The organism is Bradyrhizobium sp. ERR14 (assembly GCF_014198235.1).
GTDB lineage: Bacteria > Pseudomonadota > Alphaproteobacteria > Rhizobiales > Xanthobacteraceae > Bradyrhizobium.
Window position 1 is genome coordinate 609,618 of the sequence record NZ_JACIHD010000002.1, and the last position, 20,938, is coordinate 630,555.

At 64.1% G+C, this 20,938-nt stretch carries 18 protein-coding genes; 9 read left to right on the forward strand and 9 right to left on the reverse strand.

All coding sequences use genetic code 11. From position 1 onward, the window contains the following. Positions 1–10: 10 nt before the first annotated feature. Complete coding sequence (locus GGD62_RS09035; protein WP_183708087.1) at positions 11–982, forward strand: CHAD domain-containing protein; 972 nt, start codon at positions 11–13, stop codon at positions 980–982. Here GGD62_RS09035 and GGD62_RS09040 read toward each other — a convergent pair. Beyond that, positions 979–2,832 carry an alpha/beta hydrolase gene (locus GGD62_RS09040; protein WP_183708089.1) on the reverse strand — a complete coding sequence of 618 codons (1,854 nt, stop codon included), beginning with the start codon at positions 2,830–2,832 and terminating at the stop codon, positions 979–981. The genes GGD62_RS09035 and GGD62_RS09040 overlap by 4 nt on opposite strands. A gap of 212 nt (positions 2,833–3,044) precedes the next feature. On the opposite strand from GGD62_RS09040, the gene GGD62_RS09045 reads away from it, so the two are divergent. Further along, positions 3,045–3,773: a CBS domain-containing protein gene (locus GGD62_RS09045; protein WP_092260888.1), complete on the forward strand. Its 729-nt coding sequence runs from the start codon at positions 3,045–3,047 to the stop codon at positions 3,771–3,773. A gap of 25 nt (positions 3,774–3,798) precedes the next feature. Here the strand turns inward: GGD62_RS09045 and GGD62_RS09050 are convergent, their stop codons facing one another. From GGD62_RS09050 to GGD62_RS09060, 3 genes are all read right to left on the reverse strand, one after another. Continuing rightward, positions 3,799–4,257, reverse strand: coding sequence for a RidA family protein (locus GGD62_RS09050; protein WP_409333938.1), 459 nt, complete (start codon positions 4,255–4,257; stop codon positions 3,799–3,801). A gap of 21 nt (positions 4,258–4,278) precedes the next feature. Next, positions 4,279–5,970 carry a benzoate-CoA ligase family protein gene (locus tag GGD62_RS09055; RefSeq protein WP_183235360.1) on the reverse strand — a complete coding sequence of 564 codons (1,692 nt, stop codon included), beginning with the start codon at positions 5,968–5,970 and terminating at the stop codon, positions 4,279–4,281. Between the two features lie 137 nt (positions 5,971–6,107). Next, positions 6,108–6,626: a MarR family winged helix-turn-helix transcriptional regulator gene (locus GGD62_RS09060; protein ID WP_018319244.1), complete on the reverse strand. Its 519-nt coding sequence runs from the start codon at positions 6,624–6,626 to the stop codon at positions 6,108–6,110. Between the two features lie 252 nt (positions 6,627–6,878). Here GGD62_RS09060 and GGD62_RS09065 point away from each other — a divergent pair, with 252 nt between their 5' ends. Together GGD62_RS09065 and GGD62_RS09070 are read left to right on the forward strand one after the other, a co-directional pair. Next, complete coding sequence (locus tag GGD62_RS09065) at positions 6,879–8,054, forward strand: ABC transporter substrate-binding protein (protein ID WP_183708093.1); 1,176 nt, start codon at positions 6,879–6,881, stop codon at positions 8,052–8,054. Positions 8,055–8,083: 29 nt separating this feature from the next. Continuing rightward, a complete protein-coding gene (locus tag GGD62_RS09070) occupies positions 8,084–8,542 on the forward strand; it encodes a cupin domain-containing protein (RefSeq protein ID WP_018319243.1) in 459 nt (152 codons plus the stop codon). A 9-nt stretch (positions 8,543–8,551) separates the two neighbouring features. Here the strand turns inward: GGD62_RS09070 and GGD62_RS09075 are convergent, their stop codons facing one another. From GGD62_RS09075 to GGD62_RS09090, 4 genes are all read right to left on the reverse strand, one after another. Then, positions 8,552–9,802 (reverse strand): flavin-dependent oxidoreductase, encoded by a 1,251-nt coding sequence (locus GGD62_RS09075; RefSeq protein WP_179735651.1) that lies wholly within the window; start codon positions 9,800–9,802, stop codon positions 8,552–8,554. Between the two features lie 55 nt (positions 9,803–9,857). Next, positions 9,858–12,209, reverse strand: a complete 2,352-nt coding sequence (locus GGD62_RS09080; protein WP_183708095.1) for a bifunctional salicylyl-CoA 5-hydroxylase/oxidoreductase — start codon at positions 12,207–12,209, stop codon at positions 9,858–9,860. A 97-nt stretch (positions 12,210–12,306) separates the two neighbouring features. After that, a complete protein-coding gene (locus GGD62_RS09085; RefSeq protein ID WP_018319240.1) occupies positions 12,307–13,143 on the reverse strand; it encodes an enoyl-CoA hydratase family protein in 837 nt (278 codons plus the stop codon). A gap of 43 nt (positions 13,144–13,186) precedes the next feature. Continuing rightward, entirely contained in the window at positions 13,187–13,948 is a 762-nt protein-coding gene (locus tag GGD62_RS09090; RefSeq protein WP_183230275.1) for an SDR family NAD(P)-dependent oxidoreductase, read from the reverse strand. 183 nt (positions 13,949–14,131) lie between these two features. Here GGD62_RS09090 and GGD62_RS09095 point away from each other — a divergent pair, with 183 nt between their 5' ends. From GGD62_RS09095 to GGD62_RS09115, 5 genes are read left to right on the forward strand one after another with little or no spacing between them, the layout of a single operon-like run. After that, a complete protein-coding gene (locus GGD62_RS09095) occupies positions 14,132–14,947 on the forward strand; it encodes an alpha/beta fold hydrolase (RefSeq protein WP_183708251.1) in 816 nt (271 codons plus the stop codon). A 12-nt stretch (positions 14,948–14,959) separates the two neighbouring features. Beyond that, positions 14,960–16,249 (forward strand): acyl-CoA dehydrogenase family protein, encoded by a 1,290-nt coding sequence (locus GGD62_RS09100; protein WP_018319238.1) that lies wholly within the window; start codon positions 14,960–14,962, stop codon positions 16,247–16,249. Between the two features lie 2 nt (positions 16,250–16,251). Further along, positions 16,252–17,787 (forward strand): class I adenylate-forming enzyme family protein, encoded by a 1,536-nt coding sequence (locus GGD62_RS09105; protein WP_183708097.1) that lies wholly within the window; start codon positions 16,252–16,254, stop codon positions 17,785–17,787. Then, positions 17,784–18,872, forward strand: coding sequence for an NAD/NADP-dependent octopine/nopaline dehydrogenase family protein (locus tag GGD62_RS09110; RefSeq protein ID WP_183708099.1), 1,089 nt, complete (start codon positions 17,784–17,786; stop codon positions 18,870–18,872). Before GGD62_RS09105 ends, GGD62_RS09110 begins: the two co-directional genes overlap by 4 nt. A gap of 3 nt (positions 18,873–18,875) precedes the next feature. After that, positions 18,876–19,868, forward strand: coding sequence for a 3-hydroxybutyryl-CoA dehydrogenase (locus tag GGD62_RS09115; protein ID WP_183708101.1), 993 nt, complete (start codon positions 18,876–18,878; stop codon positions 19,866–19,868). Here GGD62_RS09115 and GGD62_RS09120 read toward each other — a convergent pair. After that, a complete protein-coding gene (locus tag GGD62_RS09120) occupies positions 19,865–20,911 on the reverse strand; it encodes a peptidase M29 (protein ID WP_183708103.1) in 1,047 nt (348 codons plus the stop codon). The genes GGD62_RS09115 and GGD62_RS09120 overlap by 4 nt on opposite strands. Between the last annotated feature and the right edge of the window lie 27 nt (positions 20,912–20,938).

Consider the following 20,938-nt stretch of genomic DNA (forward strand, 5'->3'; position numbering starts at 1 on the left):
GCGGACAAAGATGGCGCGACCCACCACGACCTCGACGGCCGTTCGCGCCACGCCGGCGGCGCGGCGCAATGCCCTGCCCGGCCGCCTCAGCCCCGGCATGGCCTGCGATACGGCGTTCCGCATCATCGCGCGCCGTCACCTCGATGCCGTGCTCGCCCAGCATGACGGCACCTGCCGCGGCGATCCCGACGCGCTGCACCAGATCCGGATCGCATTGACGCATCTGCGAACTGCCATCCGCTTCTTCTCGCCGATAGTCGACGACGCCCTGCGCCCGAAGGTCTGGGCCGAGCTAAAATGGCTGAACGGTCAGCTCGGCATGGTACGGGATCTCGACGTGGCGATCGAGCGGATCGTCGCCGAGAGTGGCGACAATCTCGCGGTGGTCGCCGAGCTTCAGCGTTGGGACGAAAAGCGCGCCGAGAGCCACCGCCTGCTGGCGCGCGCGCTGCAATCCGCGCGGTATCGCCGCCTTGTCGAGCAGACCTCGACCTGGATCGAGAGCGGCCCCTGGTCGACCCGGCGCAGCAAGGAAGCCATACGATTGCGCCGCTGCACGCTCGCCTATCACGCGACGGAGCGGCTGACCGAGTGGGAGACGGCGCTGCTCAAGAAGGCGCGAAAACTCCGCAAGCTCGACGTCGAGAAGCGCCACAAGCTGCGGATTCTCAACAAGCGGCTGACCTATTCGATCGAGTCGCTCCAGGACCTGTTCGCCGATGAATCGCTGACGAAACAGAAATCCATCCTCAAGAAATTGCGCAAGGCGCAACGGTCGCTCGGACGATTGAACGACGATGCGCGGGGACAGGCGCTGGCGGCGTCGTTGAACGGCGCCGGCCTCGAAGCCGGCAATCGATTCCGCAACCGCAAACGGGAAAAGAAGCTGTTGCGGACGGCGTCAACGGCCTACCGCAAACTGGACAAGACCAAACCCTTCCGCTCCTCGGACCTCGCACCGAATTCCGAGCCGGAGGCTTAAGTGTGGACGTAGTCCCCTGGCGCATCGGGCAGGCCGGGAGCGTCTCCAAGCCCGATCGGTGGCGGATCGCAGGGCGCACCGGAGCGCGCCGCCAGCCATTTGGTCCATTCCGGCCACCACGACCCTTCAACGCGCGGAGCCAGCTTCAGCCACTCGTCCGCACCGACATAGGGCGCGTCCTCGGCCTTGCTCAGCACTTGATAACTGTGGCCGGGCTCGTCGAGAGGCGCGACGACGCCGGCATTGTGGCCGCCACTCGTCAACAGGAACGTCACGTCGGCATCGACCTGATAGTGAATCTTGTAGACGGATCGCCACGGCGCCACGTGATCGGCCAGCGTGCCGACCACGAACATCGGGGCGTGAATATCGGACAGCGAAACGTTCCTGCCGCCGACGTGATAGCGCCCGCCGGCCAGATCGTTGTCGAGGAACAGCTTTCGCAGATATTCCGAATGCATGCGGTAAGGCAGCCGCGTTGCGTCCGCGTTCCACGCCATCAGATCGCTCGGTGGCGCGCCCTCACCCATCAGATAGTCGTGCGACAGCCGCGACCAGATCAGTTCGTTGGAGCGCAGCAGCTGAAAGGCGCCGGCCATCTGGGTCGTGTCGAGGTAACCGCGCTGCCACATCATGTCTTCGAGAAAGGCGACCTGGCTCTCATTGATGAAGAGCGTCAGCTCTCCGGCCTCGGTGAAGTCTGTCTGGGCGGCAAGGAGAGTAACGGTGCCAAGGCGCTTATCACCGTCGCGCTCCATTGCGGCGGCAGCGATCGACAGCAATGTACCTCCCAGACAATAGCCGAGCGCATGGGTCTTCCGACCCGGAATAACGCGGCCGATCATGTCCAGCGCCGCCATGACCCCCAGCCTGCGATAGTCGTCGAAGGCGAGATCCCGATCCGCCGCATCCGGGTTGCGCCAGGAGATCGCGAACACGGTGAAACCCTGACCGGTCAGATATCTGACCAGCGAGTTCTGCGGCGAGAGATCGAGGATGTAGTACTTCATGATCCAGGCCGGCACGATCAGGATCGGCTCTGGTCGCACCTGCGCCGTGGTCGGATGGTATTGGATCAGCTCGATCAGCGCGTTACGGTAGACGACCTTGCCGGGCGACGCCGCCACCGACCTGCCGACCACAAACTGCTCGCCGTCCGCCAGTTTCGAGGCGGACAGCAGGCGCATCAAGTCACTGCACCAGTTCTGCCAACCGAAGACAAAGTTCTCGCCGCCGCTCTGGAACGCCTTCTCCAGGACCTTCGGATTGGTCGCCGCGAAATTCGACGGCGCCAGCATGTCAAGCATCTGGCGCATCGAGAACTCGACAATGGCCTCATTGGCGTGCGACACGCCGCGCACGCCGGTCGCCGCATCCCGCCACCAGCGCTCTGTGAGCAGAAATGCCTGCGCCAGCAGATTGAACGGCGCGGTCTCCCATTGCGGTCCGCTGAAGCGGCGATCGCGTCCCTGCGGCTGGATCACAGACCACGGCTTTTGCTCCGGTGACGCCGCGTGCGCGGCGGCTTCCGCCAGCCGGCCGGTGTCGCGCAGGATGCTGCGGACAATCTCCATCTGGCGCTGCGGCGCCGCAGCCAGATGCGAACTCCAGTCGAGCCAGGCCAGCGACAAGGCCAGCGGCGAAATCCCGCCTGTGAATCGCGCCAGCATCGCGTGAAATGCGCGGTCGAGAGGATATGGCTCCGATGCAGGCGGAGGATCGGCGGCGGCAGGCATTCCGGCGGGTGTTTCGGGGCTCACCGTCGAGGCTTCGGGAGCAGCGACGGGATTGACGGGAAGAGCCTGCGCCGCCGGCACTTCGGCCCGTGGAAAGATCTGCACGACGCTCATGGCTCAATGTTCCCGAGGGGCTTCTGGTCTAGGTCGGCAGCAGGATATGACGAGGCTTCGCAGAGGCGTTGAGCTGCATCAAATCCGGGGCGCGGATCACGATTGCTTAATCAGGACGGACGGCCTCGTCCGATTGACCTGAGTCAAGCCGCACCCTGATGTCCGCGCTAGTTTTCGCGCATTGAATTTCGATAGAGCCAGCGGAGTTGTCCATGCGCGCCCACCAGATCATGACCCGGTCGGTCATCTCGGTTACCCCCGACACAAGCATCGTCGAGGCGGCAAATATCATGCTGAAGCGGCATGTCAGCGGTCTCACGGTGGTCGACGATACCGGCAAGCTGGTCGGCGTCGTGTCGGAAGGAGATTTCATCCGCCGCAGCGAAATCGGCACCGGGCGCAAGCGCGGACGCTGGCTGCGGTTCATCCTTGGTCCGGGCAAGTCGGCCAGCGATTTCGTCCACGAGCACGGCCGCAAGGTCGCGGAGGTGATGACCGACACGGTCGTCACCATCACGGAGGATACGGCGCTCGCCGAGATCGTCGACCTCATGGAGCGGAACAACGTGAAGCGGCTGCCGGTGGTGCGCGGCGACAAGGTCGTCGGGATCGTATCCCGCGCCAATCTGCTGCAGGCGGTGGCGGGGCTCGCCCGCGAAGTGCGTGATCCGACGGCGGATGACGACCACATTCGCAGCCGCATCATCGACACCATGGAGAAGAACGACTGGTGCCCGTTCGGGCTGAACGTCATCGTCCGCGACGGCATCGTTCACCTCAGCGGCGTCATCACCGAAGAGCGCACGCGGCAGGCCGCGATCGTCGCAGCCGAGAACGTCGATGGCGTGAAGAAGGTGCACGACCATCTGTGCTGGGTCGACACCATGTCGGGCGTCTATCTGAACTCGCCCGAGGACGACGAGCTCGCCAAGGCCAGCTGACAAGGCGAGCTGAGCCAAGCGCGATTCAGTGCGGAATGACGGCAGTGGCCTCGATCTCGACGCGCGCCGCCTTCTCCACGAGGCGCACCACCTGCACCAGCGCCATCGCCGGGTAATTTGCGCCGAAGATGGCACGGTAGACCTTGCCGAGCTCCTTCAGGTTGGACAGGTACTCGTCCATGTCGACGACATACCAGGTCAACCGGACGAGGTGCTCGGGCCTCGCGCCTGCCTCGGCCAAGATCGCGGCGATGTTGCTCAAGGTCTGCCCGACCTGTGCGACAAAGCCGTCGGCAAGACGCTCTTCGGCATCCCAGCCGATCACCCCGCCCGTGACGACGATGCGCCCCTCAGCGGCCATGCCATTGGCGTAGCCCTTCGGCATCGGCCACCCCGACGGCTGGAGCACCTGCACCCGCGAGCGGGTGTCATCCTCGGCTGCTGTCGGCAGCACCGCGAGTTGCGGGCCTTTCGGCGTCGTCACAGACAATTCTTCATCCTCTTCTCATTCCGCCGCGACGCCTGAGGACGTTGCGGCGGCCTGCGCCAGTTGCCGCAGGGCAAAGCGCTTCAATTTTCCGGTCTCGGTCTTGGGTAGTTGCGTCACGAATTCGATGGCACGCGGATATTTATACGGCGCGATCTCGCGTTTGACATGTTCCTGCAACTCGGTCACGAGCTCTGCGTCCGGTGTCACGCCGGGCGTCGCGACGACATAGGCCTTCACGATCATGCCGCGCGCCTCGTCGGGGGCACCGACCACGCCGCACTCGGCGACCGCCGGATGCGTGAGCAGCGCCGCCTCGACGTCGGTGCCCGCGATATTGTAGCCGGCCGACACGATCATGTCGTCGGAGCGAGACTGGTACCAGAAATAGCCGTCGCTATCCATCAGGTAGGTGTCGCCGGTGATATTCCAGCCATTCTTGACGTATTTGCGCTGCCGCTCGTCGGCGAGATAGCGGCATCCGGTCGGCCCGCGCACCGCGAGGTTCCCCATCGTGCCCGGCGGCAAATCATGGCCGTCATCATCGACGATCTTGGCCTCATAGCCCGGCACGGGCTTGCCCGTTGCGCCGGGGCGGATCTCGTCCTCGGTCGCGCTGATGAAGATGTGCAGCAATTCAGTCGAGCCGATGCCGTCCATCAGCTTGATCCCGGTCGCCTTGAGCCAGGCGTCGAAGGTCGGCTTGGGCAGCGTCTCGCCCGCGGAAACACATTTGCGAAGCGAGGAGATGTCGCGGCCCGGCAGCTTGCCGATCATCGCCCGGTAAGCGGTCGGCGCCGTGAAGCAGACCGTGGTCTTGTATTGCTCGATTGCCGTCAGCACGTCGTCGGGCGTCGTCTTCTCCAGCACCACGAAGGAGGCGCCGATATGCATCGGAAACAGCACGCCGCCGAAGCCGAAGGTGAACGCGAGCGGCGCCGAGCCGACGAAGCGATCCTTCTGTTCGGCTCGCAGGATGTTGCGCGCATAGCCGTCGCAGACCGCGAGCATGTCGCGGTGGAAATGCATGGTGCCCTTGGGATCGCCTGTCGTGCCGGACGTAAAGGCGATCAGACAGACGTCGTCGGAGGCGGTATCGACGGCCTTGAACTCCGGGCTCGCGTCAGCGCTGAGCGCTTCGAGCGAGTCCGCCGCGCCATTGCCCCAATAAACAACTCGCTTGAGAATTGGCGCCGCAGCCTTTGCCCTCTCCATCTCCTCGGCGAGCTTTCCGTCGCACAGCGCGAGCGCAATCTCCGCCTTCTGGATCGGGTAGGACAGCTCCTTGGCGCGCAAGAGCGGCATCGTGGCCACGACAATGCCACCGGCCTTGATGACTGCGAGATAGGTCGCAACCATCATCGGGTTGTTGGCGGAGCGTAGCAGCACGCGACCGCCGGGGATGAGACCGAGCTTGCCGACCAGCACGTTGGCGATGCGGTTCACCAGCGCTTGCAGCTCGCGATAGGTGTAGCTGACGGCGGGACTGATGACGCAGGGCGCATCGCCATGGCCCTGCTCGACCCAGCGGTCGAGGAAATAACTGACGCAGTTCAGTCGCGGCGGATAGTGCAGCTCCGGCCGCGTGAAGATGAACTCGGGCCAGAGCTCGCGTGGCGGCAGATGCTGCCGCGCAAACGTATCGACATGGGCCGTCGCAGCGTTTCCGTCATGCGAGCCCGACACTTGAATCTTGGCGGCGTTGGCCATCGCACGCTCCTTTCAGCATGGATTGCACCCGGCAGCACGATCTGGGAAACATTTTAGGCTTAAAACAATTTGGCGCAATAGCGGATTTTGGGCATTCCGTGCTTTTTCCTGCGGCAAAAGGGATTGGGCGGCGGCGCTTACGGCCGGCGGCGCGCGGCCGATTTCTGCGCCGACGCCTTGGTCTTGGCGAGCAGCCGCATCAATTCGCGCACATCCTTCGGCGAGAGGTCGGCGAAGAGATCGGCGATCCAGGTCTCGTGCTCCGCAGCCATCTTGCGGAACTCGGCGCGACCGAGTTTCGTGAGGCGGATCACCTGGACCCGGCGATCCGTCTCCGAGGTCCGGCGATCGAGATGGCCGGATTCCACGAGGCGCTCGACGAGACCGGTGACATTGCCGTTCGACACCATCATGCGCTTGGAGACATCGGACAGCGTCATGCCGTCAGGCGCCTTGTCGAGCTGCGCCATCAAATCGAAGCGGGGCAGCGTGACGTCGAACCGCTGCCGCAGCCGGCCGCGAACCTCGCCCTCGATCAGGGTGGTGCAGGTCAGAAGGCGCAGCCACAGCCGAAGCTCGTCGGCATGGTCTTCCGGCGTTTCGACGGCCTTGGTCTCGGAATCGAGCATCTCGGTGCGTTCACTCTCGGCGGGCATTGGCGCCGGCACGGATTCCCCAACATTTTGAGCTTCAAATAAATCGACGCCGGCCGCAAGTCCAAAGCTGCAACAATCGACCGCACGCCAATTTCTTTAGGCTTCAAATAATTGGCGCGCCGCTTGCATGCGCCGCTGCCCGCGGGATGACGACACTTTGAGCGCTGCTTGCCGCGGCCGCCATCATCAGCATAAGCTTGGATCAGAGTACGCGGCTTGCAACGCAAGCCCTGATGTCACGGGGGACAGATCATGAAGACGCAATTGACCTTGGCCGCAACAGCCCTGCTGCTCGGCACCGCCATGACCCCCGCCCTCGCCCAGGAGAAGATCAAGCTCGGGGTGATCGTGACCCTGTCGGGACCCGCCGCAGCGCTTGGCCAACAGGTTCGCGACGGCTTTGCGCTCGCAGTAAAGGACCTCGGCAGCAAGATGGGCGGCCGTGACGTCGAGGTCGTCGTGGTCGATGACGAACTGAAGCCGGACGCGGCGGTGACCAAGGTCAAGGGTCTGCTCGAACGCGACAAGGTCGACTTCGTGATCGGCCCGATCTTCTCCAACATCCTGCAGGCGATCCACCGGCCCGTGACGGAATCGAAGACCTTTCTGATCAGCCCCAACGCCGGCCCGTCGACCTTTGCCGGCAAGGACTGCAACCCGTTCTTCTATGTGACCTCGTATCAGAACGATCAGGTGCACGAGATCCTCGGCAAGGTCGCGCAGGATCGCGGCTACAAGCGCATGTACCTGATGGTGCCGAACTATCAGGCCGGCAAGGATTCGGTGGCGGGATTCAAGCTCGACTACAAGGGCGAGATCGTCGAGGAATCCTACATGCCGCTGAACACCCTGGACTTCCAGCCGGAGCTTTCCAAGATCTCCTCGCAAAAGCCCGATGCGCTCTTCACGTTCATGCCGGGCGGCCTCGGCGTCAATCTCGTCAAGCAGTACCGGCAGGCCGGCCTCGCCGACAGCATTCCGGTGCTCTCGGCGTTCACGGTGGATGAATCGACGCTGCCGGCGCAGCAGGATGCGGCCGTCGGCATGTTTGGCGGCGCCAACTGGGCGCCCAATCTCGACAATCCCCAGAACAAGAAGTTCGTCGCGTCCTACGAGGCCGCCTATAACGTCGTGCCCGGCACCTACGCCTTCCAGGCGTATGACGCCGCGATGCTGATCGACAGCGCGGTCAAGGCCGTGAAGGGCGACCTGTCGAACAAGGACGCGGTCCAGGCCGCGCTGAAGAAGGCCGACTTCACCTCGCTGCGCGGCACCTTCAAGTTCAACGCCAACGGCTATCCGATCCAGGACTTCTACCTGACCAAGGTCGCCAAGCGTCCGGACGGTAAGTTCCAGACCGAGATCGTGCAGAAGGTCTTCGAGAATTACGGCGACCGCTACGCCAAGGACTGCAAGGCGGCGAACTAAGCCGCGCGTCGCGTTAAGGGAGGACTTCAATGAGCAGCGAGATCACCGGCATTACCCGGGCCAACGAGGGGATCCAGGGCATTTCCTGGAACATCCTCGGTCAAACCTACGTGCCGAAGAGCAAGACCGAGCACAGCTTCTCCTGGCACGCGACATTGCCGCCGGGCACGTTCGTGCCGCCGCACATTCATCCCGACCAGGATGAATATCTCTACATGCTGGAGGGCAAGCTCGACTTCATGCTGGGCAATTCCGAGTCGCAGGCGACCGCCGGCGACCTGATCCGCCTCGGCATGGGCGTGCCGCACGGCATCTTCAACAAGTCGGAGCAGACCGCAAAGGTGCTGTTCTGGGTGTCACCGACCAAGAAGCTGTTCGACCTGTTCTGGGGCCTTCACAACATGAAGGAACAGAAGCCGGAGGACGTGGTGGCGATGGCCGCCGAGTTCAACATCCACTTCCTGCCGCCGCCTCCCGGCGCTGGCTAGCGGCAAGTCTCAAGCGCGCACCGCCGCAAGCCCCGGCACGGCGGCGAAGCCTGCCTTGGTGGCATAGCCGCGCACGATGGCCTCGCGCTGGGAATAGCTCAGCACATTGTCGACATTGTCAAAGCCGTCGGGGGCGAGCTGCTCGACGGCGTCGATGACGCCTTCAGGGCCGCCGCGCCGGTTGGAGCGGACGATATCGGCCGTCATCGGCAGGCGCTTCTTCTCGTATTCGAGCAGAGCCTGGCGCGGATGCTCGGCGCGCACCAGCGCGTCCGCAAGGCAGCGCGCATCGAGGATCGCCTGCGACGCCCCGTTGGAGCCGACCGGATACATGGGGTGCGCGGCATCGCCGAGCAGCGTGACACGTCCTGACGACCAGTAGGGCAACGGATCGCGGTCGCAGGTCGGATATTCGTAAAATTCGGGCGTCGCCGAGATCAGGCTTTTGACGTCGACATAAGGCACCGAGAAGCGGGCGACGTGCGGCATCAACTCCTCGCGGCGGCCCGGCCGCGACCAGTCTTCCTTCCGCGGCGGTGGCGCATTGCCCTCGCCCACCTTCACCAGCACGGCCCAGTTGGTCAGGCGGCTCGCCGGGCTCGATCCCTCCGCGATCGGATAGATCACCACCTTGGCATTGAGGCCGCCGGCCACGATCATCGATTTGCCGGTGAGGAACAGCGGCCAGTCGCGCGCACCGCGCCACAGCATCAAGCCGTTCCAGCACGGCGGACCTTCATTTGGGAACAACGTCTCGCGGACGCGTGAATGAATGCCATCGGCACCGATCAGGATGTCGCCGCGCGCGGTGTGGACATGCGCGCCGGCACGATCGAAGAAGTAAGCGGTGACGCCGCCCTCGTCCTGCGTGAAGGCGCCGAGGCGGCAGCCGGTGTGGATTGCATCCACTCCGAGCCGCTCCTCGACCGCGCGATGGATGACGCCCTGAAGCCGGCCGCGATGAATCGAGAATTGGGGCACGTCGTGACCGGCGTCGATGCCGCGGGCTTCGCGCCAGACCTCCTGGCCGTGGCGGTTGAGATAGTAAAGCTGATCGGTGCGGATCGCGACATCGTCGAGCTTCTGGAGCAGGCCGAGTCCGGCAAGCTCGCGCATGGCGTGCGGCAACGTATTGATGCCGACGCCGAGCTCACGAATGGTGTCAGCCTGCTCGAAGATCTCGCATCCGATGCCACGCGAACGCAGCATCAGCGCCGTGGTGAGACCACCGATACCGCCACCGACGATAATCGCCTTCATCGCCCTTACTCCACTCGAAATATGCCAGGCAATGAGGTTAACGTCGCACGGGCGGTTACTCCGCCGCAAGCGGCTTTGTCGCCTCCGCCTTGAGCTCGGCCCGGGTCTTGGGCTTAGCCTTAATGCGCAGCTCCTCCAGATCCTGGCGGTCGCGGACGCTGTTGCGGAAAATTTGATCCTTCCCGGGCAGATATTGGGGCGGGCAGAATGCGCTTTCTGCCCCGTACCAGGCCGCCGCCCTCATGGTGAAGAACGGATCGACCAGATGCGGCCGCCCAAGCGCCACGAGATCCGCCCGGCCAGCAGCCAGGATGGTATTGGCCTGGTCCGCGGTCGTGATGTTGCCGACGCACATCGTGGCGACGCGTGCCTCGTTGCGGACCTGATCCGAGAACGGCGTCTGGAACATGCGGCCGTAGATCGGCTGCGCGTCGCGGACCGTCTGTCCCGTCGAGACGTCGACGAGATCGACACCAGCCTCGGCGAAAGCGCGCGCAACCGCCACCGCATCGTCGCCGGTGATGCCGCCGTCAGCCCAATCGGTCGCGGAGATACGTACCGACATCGGCTTGTGCGACGGCCAGACCGCGCGGAGCGCCTCGAAGATCTCGCGCGGGAAGCGCAGACGGTTGTCGAGCGAGCCGCCGTATTCGTCCGTCCTGGTGTTCGTCAGCGGCGAGATGAAGCTGGCGAGCAGATAGCCGTGGGCGCAGTGCAGCTCCAGCATGTCGAAGCCGCAGCGCTCGCCGCGCTCGGCCGCCGCGACGAAAGAGTCTCGCACCGCGTTCATGCCGGCGCGATCGAGCTCGCGCGGCACCTGGCTGTCGGGGAAATAGGGTAGTGGCGATGCGGAGAACACGTCCCAGCCGCCTTCGTCCAGCGGGCGATCCATGCCGTCCCACATCAGCTTGGTCGCACCCTTGCGGCCGGCATGGCCGAGTTGCAGGCAGATTTTCGCGGCCGAATTGCCGTGGACAAAGTCCACGATGCGCCGCCACGCCGCCTCCTGCTCGTCGTTCCACAGACCGGCACAGCCCGGCGTGATCCGGGCATCGCGGCTGACGCAGGTCATCTCCGTGAAGATGAGTCCGGCGCCGCCGATCGCACGCGATCCATAGTGCACGAGGTGGAAGTCGGTCGGCACGCCCTCTTTCGCCGAATACATGCACATCGGCGACATCACGGCGCGGTTGGCGACCTCCATCTCGCGCAGGCGGAACGGCTGGAACAACGGCACCGCCGGCTTTTTGATGTCGACGTCGAAGCCGCTGTCGCGAACCTGTTTGGCAAATGACTTCTCGACCTCGGCCACGAAATCGGGCGCGCGTAGCTTGAGATTGTCATAGGTGATCGCCTTCGAGCGCGTCATCACGCCGAAGGCAAACTGCACGGGATCAAAATTCCAGAAGCGGTCGACATGCTCGAACCAGACCAGCGAGACGTCGGCGGCGTGCTGCGTCTTCTCGACCTCCTCACGGCGGCCCTGCTCGTAGACATCAAGCGCCGCCTTGATGCTGGGAGCTTTCTCCATCGCATCGGCCAGCGCAATCGCGTCTTCCATCGCGAGCTTGGTGCCGGAGCCGATCGAAAAATGCGCGCTCGCCTTGGCATCGCCGAGCAGCACCATGTTGTCCTTGACCCAGCGCTTGCTGCGGATCATCGGGAAATTGCGCCACATCGAACGGTTGATGAGCAGCTTGTGCCCATCGAGGAACCAGCCAAAAATCTCGGCCATCCGCGCGGCGGACTGGGTCTCGTCCAGCCCCGTGAGGTCAGCCCGCTCGAACGTCTCGGGATCGGTCTCGAAGATCCAGGTCGAGTGTCCGGCCTCATACTGATAGGCGTGGGCGATGAACGGCCCCCACTCGGTCTCCTGGAAGATGAAGGTGAAGGCATCGAGCGGCTTGGTCGAGCCCATCCAGGCGAACTTGTTGGAGCGGAGGTCGACCTCTGGCTGGAAATGATCGATGTATTTCTCGCGGAAGCGGCTGTTGATGCCGTCGGCGATCAGGACGAGATCGGCATCGGCGAAGCGGGATTCGTCGTCGACGTCCACCTCGAAATGCAGGACGACGCCAAGCTCGCGGGCCCGCTCCTGAAGGATCAGGAGCAGCTTGCGCCGCGAGCAGCCGCAAAAGCCGTTACCGCCGACCCGGTGGACCGTGCCGCGGAAATGCACGGCGATGTCATCCCAGTAGGCGAACTCCTGGGTGATGCGGCGATAGCTCGGCAGATCGTGTTTTTCAAAATTGTCCAGCGTGGCATCCGAGAACACCACGCCGAAGCCGAAGGTGTCGTCGGCCCGATTGCGCTCATACACCGTGATGTCGGCGCCCGGGCGCTGCTTCTTGAGCAGGATCGCAGCGTAAAGACCCGCAGGTCCGCCACCGATGATCGCGACTTTCATGGGAGCCTCGCCAATTCACCCGGCCATGAAACTATTTTAAGCCTAAAATAATTTCGCGCAAGTCCCCCGTTGCTGGCCGGCTCGGACAAAGACGCCGTTAGTCGCCCCTGAAGACCGGCTTGACCTTGTTGGCGAAGGCCTCGAAGGCGCGCTCGAAATCGGCCGTGGTCATGCACAGGGCCTGGGCAACGGCTTCCGCCTCAATCGCCTCCTCCACCGACATGGCCCATTCCATCGCCAGCATCCGCTTGGTCATGGTGTTGGCGAAGGTAGGCCCTTCCGCGATCTGCTTGGCCAGGACCTGCGCCTGGGACAGCACCTGCTCCGACGTCACGATGCGGCTGAAGAAGCCCCAGCGCTCACCCTCTTCCGCGGTCATGAACCGGCCGGTATAGAGCAGCTCGGAGGCGCGGGACTGTCCGATGATCCGCGGCAGGATCGCGCAGGCGCCCATGTCGCAACCGGCGAGGCCCACCTTGTTGAACAGGAACGCGACCTTGGCCCCGCTCGCCGCGAGACGCATGTCCGAGGCCATGGCGACGATCGCACCAGCCCCGGCACAGATGCCCTCGACCGCGGCTATGATCGGCTGCGGGCAGGCCCGCATCGCCTTGACGAGGTCGCCGGTCATCCGCGTGAAGGCCGTCAGCCCCTTGGTGTCCATCTTTACCAGCGGGCCGATGATCTCGAACACGTCACCACCGGACGAGAAATTGCCGCCAGCGCCGGTGACGACGATGGATTTGACCTCGTCGTCGAAGGCGCAAGCGCGGAAGAAATCGGTCAGTTCCCGGTAGCTTTCAAACGTCAGCGGATTCTTTCGTTCGGGCCGGTTGAGCGTGACCGTCGCGACGCCGTCGACCACCGCCAGCACGAAGTGCTGCGGCGAATAGTCCGCGAGCGGAATGGTGACGGGATTTGCTGGTCTGCTCATGCGATCTCCTTGGCTTCGTTGTTCCGCGCCTGCGCCATTCACGCTAGACCTCGCCCCCGGCCACGGCAATCGCCTGCCCGGTGATCGCGCCGGCGCCCTCGCCGCACAACCAGAGCACCGCGTCTGCCACTTCCCGAGGCGCGATCAGGCGTCCTTGCGGATTGTGTTTCGCAAGCTCTGCGATCGCCTGCTCGCGACTACGCCCCGTCTTGGTCATGATGTTCTCGATGCTGCCGGCGACGAGATCGGTGTCGGTGAAGCCCGGACACACAGCGTTCACGGTGATATTGCTTCCGGCCATCTCGATGGCAAGGGAGCGCACCAGACCGATCACGGCATGCTTGGCCGCGCTGTATGCGCTGACATAGGCGTAGCCCTTCAACCCCGCCGTCGACGCGACCGCGACAATTCGGCCATAGGGACGATCTTTCATGCCCGGCAGCACAGCACGGGCGGCGTGGACAACGCCCATGAAATTGACATCCATCATGCGCGCAAAAAGAGCGGCGTCCGACTTCGCGAATGGCGCCGATTCGGCGCTGCCTGCATTGGCAATCAGGATATCAATCGGCTGCCGCGCGCTGGCCTCGCTAATAGCGGCCTTCAACGACGTTTCGTCCGAAACATCGGCAACGGCCGCAAAATGCGCGGCGCCGGCGTCGACCGCCTCCGCAAGAGTCGCGGCATTCCGGCCAAGCACCGTCACGATGGCCCCGGCACCGACAAGAGACGCCGCGATCGCGCGGCCGATGCCGCGGCCACCACCGGTCACCAGTGCGTGCGGCGAGTGCGGCAATCCGGACATGCGCAGGCTCCCTCGGATCCAATGATCGTTCCTCCGATATATTTTAACCTTCAAATTTTTGCAACGAAAGCGGCGCTCGTCACGACACGAGAGGGCGGCCCGAAAATTGCTTTAAGTATAAAATTATCGCTTCCCATCCCCCACAGGCCTGTTAGCATCAAGGGCCAAGCAAAAGGATGTCGCGTGTCGCAGCCTGTGCCAATGATAACAAAGGACGGACGCTTCGCCTATGAAGCCGCGGGCGATCCGAATGCGACACCTCTCATTTTCCTGCACGGCATCGGCGGTGCAGCGCGGGCCTGGCGGCGGCAACTTGCCACGTTCGGCGGCGGCTTCCGCGCAATTGCATGGGATATGCCGGGCTACGGCAGATCGGCGCCGCTCGCCAGCGTCAGTATTGCTGCCCTGGCGGAGGCACTCCAGCAATTCATCGAACAACTCGGCGCGGCCAGACCCATCCTGGTCGGTCACTCGATCGGCGGCATGATCGTGCAGAAATGGCTGGTGCAATCTCCAAAGCTGGCACGCGCGGTCGTGCTGGCGCAGACCAGCCCTGCCTTCGGCAAGGCCGACGGCGAGTGGCAGAAATCGTTCATCGCGGCACGGCTCGGGCCGCTCGATCGCGGGGAGACGATGAAGTCACTGGCGCCCTCGCTGGTGAAGGAGCTTGTCGGCGACGATCCCGATCCGAACGGGATGGAGCTTGCACGCGAATGCATGGGGAGCGTGCCCGAAGCAAGCTATCGTGCCATGATGCTGGCTCTGATCGGCTTCGATCAGCGCAGCACGCTTGCGAATATTTCCGTCCCCACGCTGTTGCTGTCGGGTTCCAAGGACAACAATGCGCCCGCGCCGATGATGGCAAAGACGGCGAGCTACATCCCTGGTGCCGAATATGTCGAGCTCGCCGGCGTCGGCCATCTCGCCAACCTCGAGTGCCCCGAGGCCTTCGACGAGGCCCTCGGCCGGTTCCTGAACTCTCTCGCGACCAAAGCGTAAGGTGACTGCGCAATGACCATGCAAGTCAGCAAGACGATCGGCACGACCGACAAGGTTGCACTGGATGCGCCGATCTTCGATCCCGTTGCATTCCGCCTCGGCGACGAGCAGGCCGGCATCATCACCCGCGCAAGGGAGATCGGCCAAAGCGTGTTCGCCGCTCGCGCTGCGACCTACGATCGCGAGGCGACCTTCCCGATCGAGAATTATCGCGACCTGCACCGCGTCGGTCTGCTCGGCATTGCCGTGCCCAAGAAACATGGCGGGCTCGGCGCGAACTACCAGACCTATGCTTTGGCGGCTGCCGAGATCGGCCGCTATTGCGGCGCGACCGCGCTGACCTGGAACATGCACGTGTGCTCGACCCTGTGGTCGGGGCCGCTCGCCGACGATCTCGACATGGACGCGGACACCCGCGCCGAGCACGAGCGGCGGCGCGCGGTTCACTACAAGCGCATCGTCGAGGACGGTGCGATCTATTCGCAACCCTTCTCCGAGGGCGGAGCGGCCGCCGCAGGCGGTGTCGCCTTCGGCACGGAAGCAAGGCCCGTCGAGGGCGGCTGGATCGTCAACGGCAAGAAGATTTTTGCATCGCTCTCCGGCCACGCCGACTATTACGGCGTGCTCTGCACCGAGATCGAGGAAGGCGAGAAGGCGTCTCGCCGCAACACGCTTTACCTCGCGATATCAGCCAAGTCCGAAGGCGTCTCGGTCGTCGGTGACTGGGACCCGCTCGGCATGCGCGGAACGGTTTCACGGACGCTTCTGTTCAAGGACGTGTTCGTGCCGACCGACTCTGCACTGATGCCGCGCGGCGTCTATTTCCAGGCCGCGATGCGCTGGCCGCACATGTTCCTGACGTTGTCGCCGACCTATATGGGCCTGGCTCAAGCCGCCTATGACTTCACCGTGCGCTATCTGCGCGGCGAAGTGCCGGGCATGCCGCCGGTCAAGCGGCGGATGTATCCGACCAAGCAGATCGCGGTCGCGCAGATGCAGATCAAGCTCGAGCAGATCAAGGCGATCTGGTTCCAGGCCGTCACCGAAGCCTGCGCCAATCCGAGCAAGGAGCAGGTGCTGCGGGCCTACGCCGCGCAATATTCGGTGATGGAGGGTGCCAACGAGCTCGCCGCGCTCGCGATCCGCACCTGCGGCGGCCAGGCCATGCTTCGCTCGCTGCCGCTGGAGCGGATCTATCGCGACAGCCGCTGCGGCTCGCTGATGCTGCCCTGGACTGCCGAACTCTGCCTCGACCGGATCGGACGCGAGGCGCTGTATGAGACCGGCGAGACGGACGACTGACGGTGGACCTCTGCAGTCTGATCGATCGCAACGCGGCGTTCGCGCCAGACAAGACAGCCATTGCCTTCGAAGGGGAACGGCTGAGCTATGCGGCGTTCGCCGCACGCATCGAACACACCGCGACGGCATTGAAGCAGGAGCTCGGCGTCGGCCGCGGCGACCGCGTCGCCATTCTGAGTCTGAACCGGCCGGACTATCTGGTTCTGCTCTACGCCTGCGCGCGACTTGGCGCGATACTTGTGCCGCTGAACTGGCGGCTCGCCGTCGCCGAGCAGCTCTTCATTCTCACCGATGCGGGCGCCAAGGTGCTGGTGCTCGAGCAGGCATTTGAGGGCGTTCTTTCCGGGCTCGCCCGGACCGCGCCGGGGACTGCCGTCGTCGGCCTCGACTTCGCGCCGCCCCGCTGCACGACATTCGAAAGCCTGCTGGCGCGCAGCGACGGCAGCAGCCGAAATCCGCACACCGATCTCTCCTGCCCGCTGCTGATCGTCTACACGTCGGGGACAACCGGGCGGCCGAAGGGCGCAGTGCTGCGCCAGGAGGCGCTGTTCTGGAACGGTGTCATGAGCCAGCACATGCACAACATGTCGTCCGACGATCACGTGCTGACCGTGCTGCCGTTCTTCCACGTCGGCGGCCTCAACATCCAGACCACGCCGGCACTGCAGCTTGGCGCGACCGTCACGGTCCACGCGCGCTTCACGCCGGATACCGCGCTCGCGACCATCGAACAGGAGCGGCCGACACTCACGGTCATGGTGCCTGCAATCATCCAAGCGGTGAGCGAACATCCTGCCTGGGCCGCCACTGATCTTTCGTCACTCAACGCCGTCGCCACCGGCTCGACCATCGTGCCGCCGCATCTGATCGAGCGTTTCGTCGCGCGCGATGTCCCGGTGCTTCAGGTCTACGGCTCGACGGAAACCTGCCCCATCGCGATCTATACGCGCCTCGGCGGCGACCTCTCGCGGGTGGGATCGACCGGACTCGCCGGCCTGTGCTGCGAGGCAAAGATCATCGATCAGGCTGGCAACGAACTGCCGGCGGGCACGCCGGGCGAAATCGCGGTGCGCGGTCCCAATGTGTTCTTCGAATATTGGGGCAATGCGGACGCCACGCGCGATGCGTTGCACGACGGCTGGTATCGCACCGGCGACATCGGCCTGTGCGACGCCGACGGCTATTTCTGGGTCCGCGACCGCAAGAAGAACTTGATCATTTCAGGTGGAGAAAACGTCTATCCGGCCGAGGTCGAGCGCGTCCTGCTCGAACATCCTGACGTCAGCGAATGCGCCGTGATCGGCCGGCCGGATCCGCGCTGGGACGAGGTGCCGATCGCTTATGTGATACGGAGATCCGGCTCCCGGCTCGAAGCGGATGAACTCAAGACACACATCCAGACGCAACTGGCCCGCTACAAGGTGCCACGCGATATCGTCTTCGTCACCGACCTGCCGCGCACCGCGCTGGGCAAGGTCCAGCATTTCCTGCTGAAGCAGCTCGACGCGCAGTCGCGCGCGCAAGGAGAAGCATCTTGAAGATTGCAGTTCTGGGTGGGGGAAACGGCTCCTTCGCGGCCGCGGGCGATTTTGTGCTGTCGGGGCATGAAGTGCGGCTCTGGCGCCGCGATGCCGGTCAAGTCGCGGCACATCGCGCCGCCGGCTCGCGCATCCTGGTCAAGGATCACAACGGCCGCCACGACGTCAAGCTCGCGCTGGTCACGACCGACATCGCCGAAGCTGTCAACGGCACCGAGCTGATCCTGTGCCCCGCGCCTGCCTTCGCGCAGACCGATATCGCTCGCCTGCTCGCCCCGCATCTGCGGGACGGTCAGGTCGTATTTCTGCCGCCAGCGACATTCGGCTCGATGATCTTCGCAGAGGCCGCGCGGGAAGCTGGGAACCAGGCCAAGGCAAGCTTTGCCGAAACCGGCACATTGCCGTGGCTCACCCGCAAGCACGGACCGTTCGAGGTCGCGATCACCATCCGCGCCAAACGGCTTCCAGTCGGCGTGTTCCCGCTCGACCGGGCACCGCATGCGCTCGAGGTCATCGGACGCGCTTTCCCCGATACGATCGAGCCGTGCGGAGACGCGCTGTCCGGTGCGCTGATGAATGCAGGGCCGATCATCCATCCGCCGCTGATCGTGATGAATGCAGGTCCAATCGAACATTTCGAGCGTTGGGACATTCACAAGGAAGGCACGCAGGCCGCGATCCGCCGGGTGACCGACGCGCTCGACACCGAGCGGATTGCCGTACGCGAAGCGCTCGGTTACGGCGCACCGCATTTCCCGCTCGCTCATCACTATGCGAAAGAAGGCGAGATCTGGATGTATGGCCGCGGCTCGCATGACCGGCTGACGGATTCCGGCGACTGGCGCGAGCGGATCGTGCTGACGGAGCACCGCTATATGCGTGAGGACCTGCGGCTTGGGCTGTCGCTGCTGGTCTCCGCTGCCGGCCTGGCCGGCGTGGCCACGCCGCTGGCGAAAGCTTTTCTGGCGATCGGTGGCGCGATTTGCGGCGAGAACTTTGCGCAGGGCGGCAGAACGCTTGAGACGCTGGGGCTCGACAATCTCAGCAAGGCTGAATTGCAGACGTTGCTTCGCAATGGATTTTGACCGATGACCAATCGCGCCAACATCGTCTGTCTGGGGGCTGGCCGCATGGGGCGCGGCATTGCCGTCGCTTTCGCCTACGCTGGGCATCAGGTCACGATGATCGACGTCAAGGCGCGCTCCGCGGAGGAGTTTGCCAAGCTGGAGGCGGACGCGCTCGGCGAGGTCGCGAAGACCTTTGCCAGCCTGTCCAAGCTGGGGCTGCTGACGGAAGCCGATGTCGATCCGCTCGTCGCGCGCGTCTCGGTGGTGCCCGCCAGCCAGAGCGGGGCAGCACTCTCCGAGGCCGGTATGGTTTTCGAAGGGGTTCCGGAGGTCGTCGAGCTCAAGCGCGAGGTGCTTGGGTCAGCCTCACGGCAGGTCCGCCCGGACACGATCATTGCATCGACGACGTCGACCATCCTCGTCGATGATCTCTCCGGCGCGATCGTGAATCCTCGCCGCTTCCTCAACGTGCATTGGCTCAACCCAGCCTATCTGATTCCGCTGGTCGAGGTTTCGCCCGGCAAGGCCACCGATCCGGCAATCGTCGCCGAGGTCAAGGGACTGCTCGAAGGCATCGGCAAGGTCCCGGTCGTCTGCGCGGCGACGCCCGGCTTCATCGTTCCGCGCATCCAGGCGCTGGCGATGAACGAGGCCGCACGCATGGTCGAGGAAGGCGTCGCCAGTGCCGAGGAGATCGACAAGGCGATCCGCTACGGTTTTGGCTTCCGCTACGCCGTACTCGGACTGCTCGAATTCATCGACTGGGGTGGCGGCGATATCTTGTACTACGCCAGTCGCTATCTCGAAGGCGCGCTTGGCAGCGACCGTTACCGCGCGCCGGACGTCATCTCACGCAACATGCATGAAGGTCGGATCGGGTTACGCACGGGTGCCGGCTTTCTCGACTATTCGGGCATGGACGTTGACGCCTATCGCGTAAAGCGGCTTCAGGCCATGGTGGATCTGCTGCGCCATTTCGACCTTGCGCGTCCACCCGTGCTCGACCGCAATTAGCCGAAGACGTCCTGCAACACGCCTTCGCGAACGACCGCGACGCCATCGAGCTCGATGGTCGTTCCCATCATCGGCAGGTCGAAATGCCCCGCCGTGTAGCGGCCGGCGAACTCGTTCGCGCCGGTCGAGAACAGGAAATTGCCGGAGACGGCCCGAATCTCGGTGCCGTTGGTGTCGCGCTGGTCGTACATCGAAAGCGCTTCATAGCGCGCACCGGGGTTCATGCCGAAGCCGACATGCGACACGGCATATGCCTCGCGATCGCCCCAGGCGGCGAGATAGGCGCGCATCATGGCGGCATCCGTGCCTTCGCCTTCTAGCTCGACGACATAGTCGTCCTTCAACGTCATCTTCACAGGTGACGTCAGGTAGCGCTTGAAGGTGAGATTGATGTCGCCCGGCGCCATCACCAGCGTGCCGTTGATGGTCCCGCTCTTGGGGAAGCTGACGACGATTCCGCCTGGCCAATGCGCCAGCGTGCCGGGCTTGTCGGTCCAGCCCCAGACACCGACCGTGGACGCTCCGACCATGTCGACATCGAGCGCGGTGCCGGCCTTCGAGGTCACCCGCATCCGCTTGGTCCCGCGCAACATCTTGGCCGCCGCACGAACGCGCTTCTCGAGCGCGGGATCCGGCACCATCCGCTCCAGCGCTTCGGGATGCTCGTTCGAGATCACCAGGATCCGTGCGCCGGCCTTGAGGATCTCCGGCGTCTCCACCGCGTGCATCAGGCCTTCGATGGTGCAATCCACCACGAAGCCGGCCTGCTGAAGTGCGCTGATGACTGGCCCAAGCTTCTGGATCGCCTCGCTCGCCCCCGTTGAGCGAACCGGAACGATGTTGCGGTTGCGCGGTGTGGGCATCACCACGTGAAACGGCCGCGCGCCCATGCGCAGCAGCGCGAGCTCCGCCAGATGCACATTCAACGCACGCGACTGGGTTTCCGACAGGATCGCCGCGGTATCGCCGGCCTTGACGGCGCAACGTTCAAAGATCTTGCAAAATGCGTCGATCCATTTTGCCTCGATGCGATCAGCCAGCATGGTTCACTCCCGGTCTTCTGGTTTCTT

What these genes read in the sequence shown, in the direction of transcription:
- GGD62_RS09035 (WP_183708087.1), top strand. Translation starts at nt 11, where the DNA reads ATGGCGCGACCCACCACGACCTCGACGGCCGTTCGCGCCACGCCGGCG.
- GGD62_RS09040 (WP_183708089.1), bottom strand. Translation starts at nt 2,832, where the DNA reads ATGAGCGTCGTGCAGATCTTTCCACGGGCCGAAGTGCCGGCGGCGCAG.
- GGD62_RS09045 (WP_092260888.1), top strand. Translation starts at nt 3,045, where the DNA reads ATGCGCGCCCACCAGATCATGACCCGGTCGGTCATCTCGGTTACCCCC.
- GGD62_RS09055 (WP_183235360.1), bottom strand. Translation starts at nt 5,970, where the DNA reads ATGGCCAACGCCGCCAAGATTCAAGTGTCGGGCTCGCATGACGGAAAC.
- GGD62_RS09060 (WP_018319244.1), bottom strand. Translation starts at nt 6,626, where the DNA reads ATGCCCGCCGAGAGTGAACGCACCGAGATGCTCGATTCCGAGACCAAG.
- GGD62_RS09065 (WP_183708093.1), top strand. Translation starts at nt 6,879, where the DNA reads ATGAAGACGCAATTGACCTTGGCCGCAACAGCCCTGCTGCTCGGCACC.
- GGD62_RS09070 (WP_018319243.1), top strand. Translation starts at nt 8,084, where the DNA reads ATGAGCAGCGAGATCACCGGCATTACCCGGGCCAACGAGGGGATCCAG.
- GGD62_RS09075 (WP_179735651.1), bottom strand. Translation starts at nt 9,802, where the DNA reads ATGAAGGCGATTATCGTCGGTGGCGGTATCGGTGGTCTCACCACGGCG.
- GGD62_RS09080 (WP_183708095.1), bottom strand. Translation starts at nt 12,209, where the DNA reads ATGAAAGTCGCGATCATCGGTGGCGGACCTGCGGGTCTTTACGCTGCG.
- GGD62_RS09085 (WP_018319240.1), bottom strand. Translation starts at nt 13,143, where the DNA reads ATGAGCAGACCAGCAAATCCCGTCACCATTCCGCTCGCGGACTATTCG.
- GGD62_RS09090 (WP_183230275.1), bottom strand. Translation starts at nt 13,948, where the DNA reads ATGTCCGGATTGCCGCACTCGCCGCACGCACTGGTGACCGGTGGTGGC.
- GGD62_RS09100 (WP_018319238.1), top strand. Translation starts at nt 14,960, where the DNA reads ATGACCATGCAAGTCAGCAAGACGATCGGCACGACCGACAAGGTTGCA.
- GGD62_RS09115 (WP_183708101.1), top strand. Translation starts at nt 18,876, where the DNA reads ATGACCAATCGCGCCAACATCGTCTGTCTGGGGGCTGGCCGCATGGGG.
- GGD62_RS09120 (WP_183708103.1), bottom strand. Translation starts at nt 20,911, where the DNA reads ATGCTGGCTGATCGCATCGAGGCAAAATGGATCGACGCATTTTGCAAG.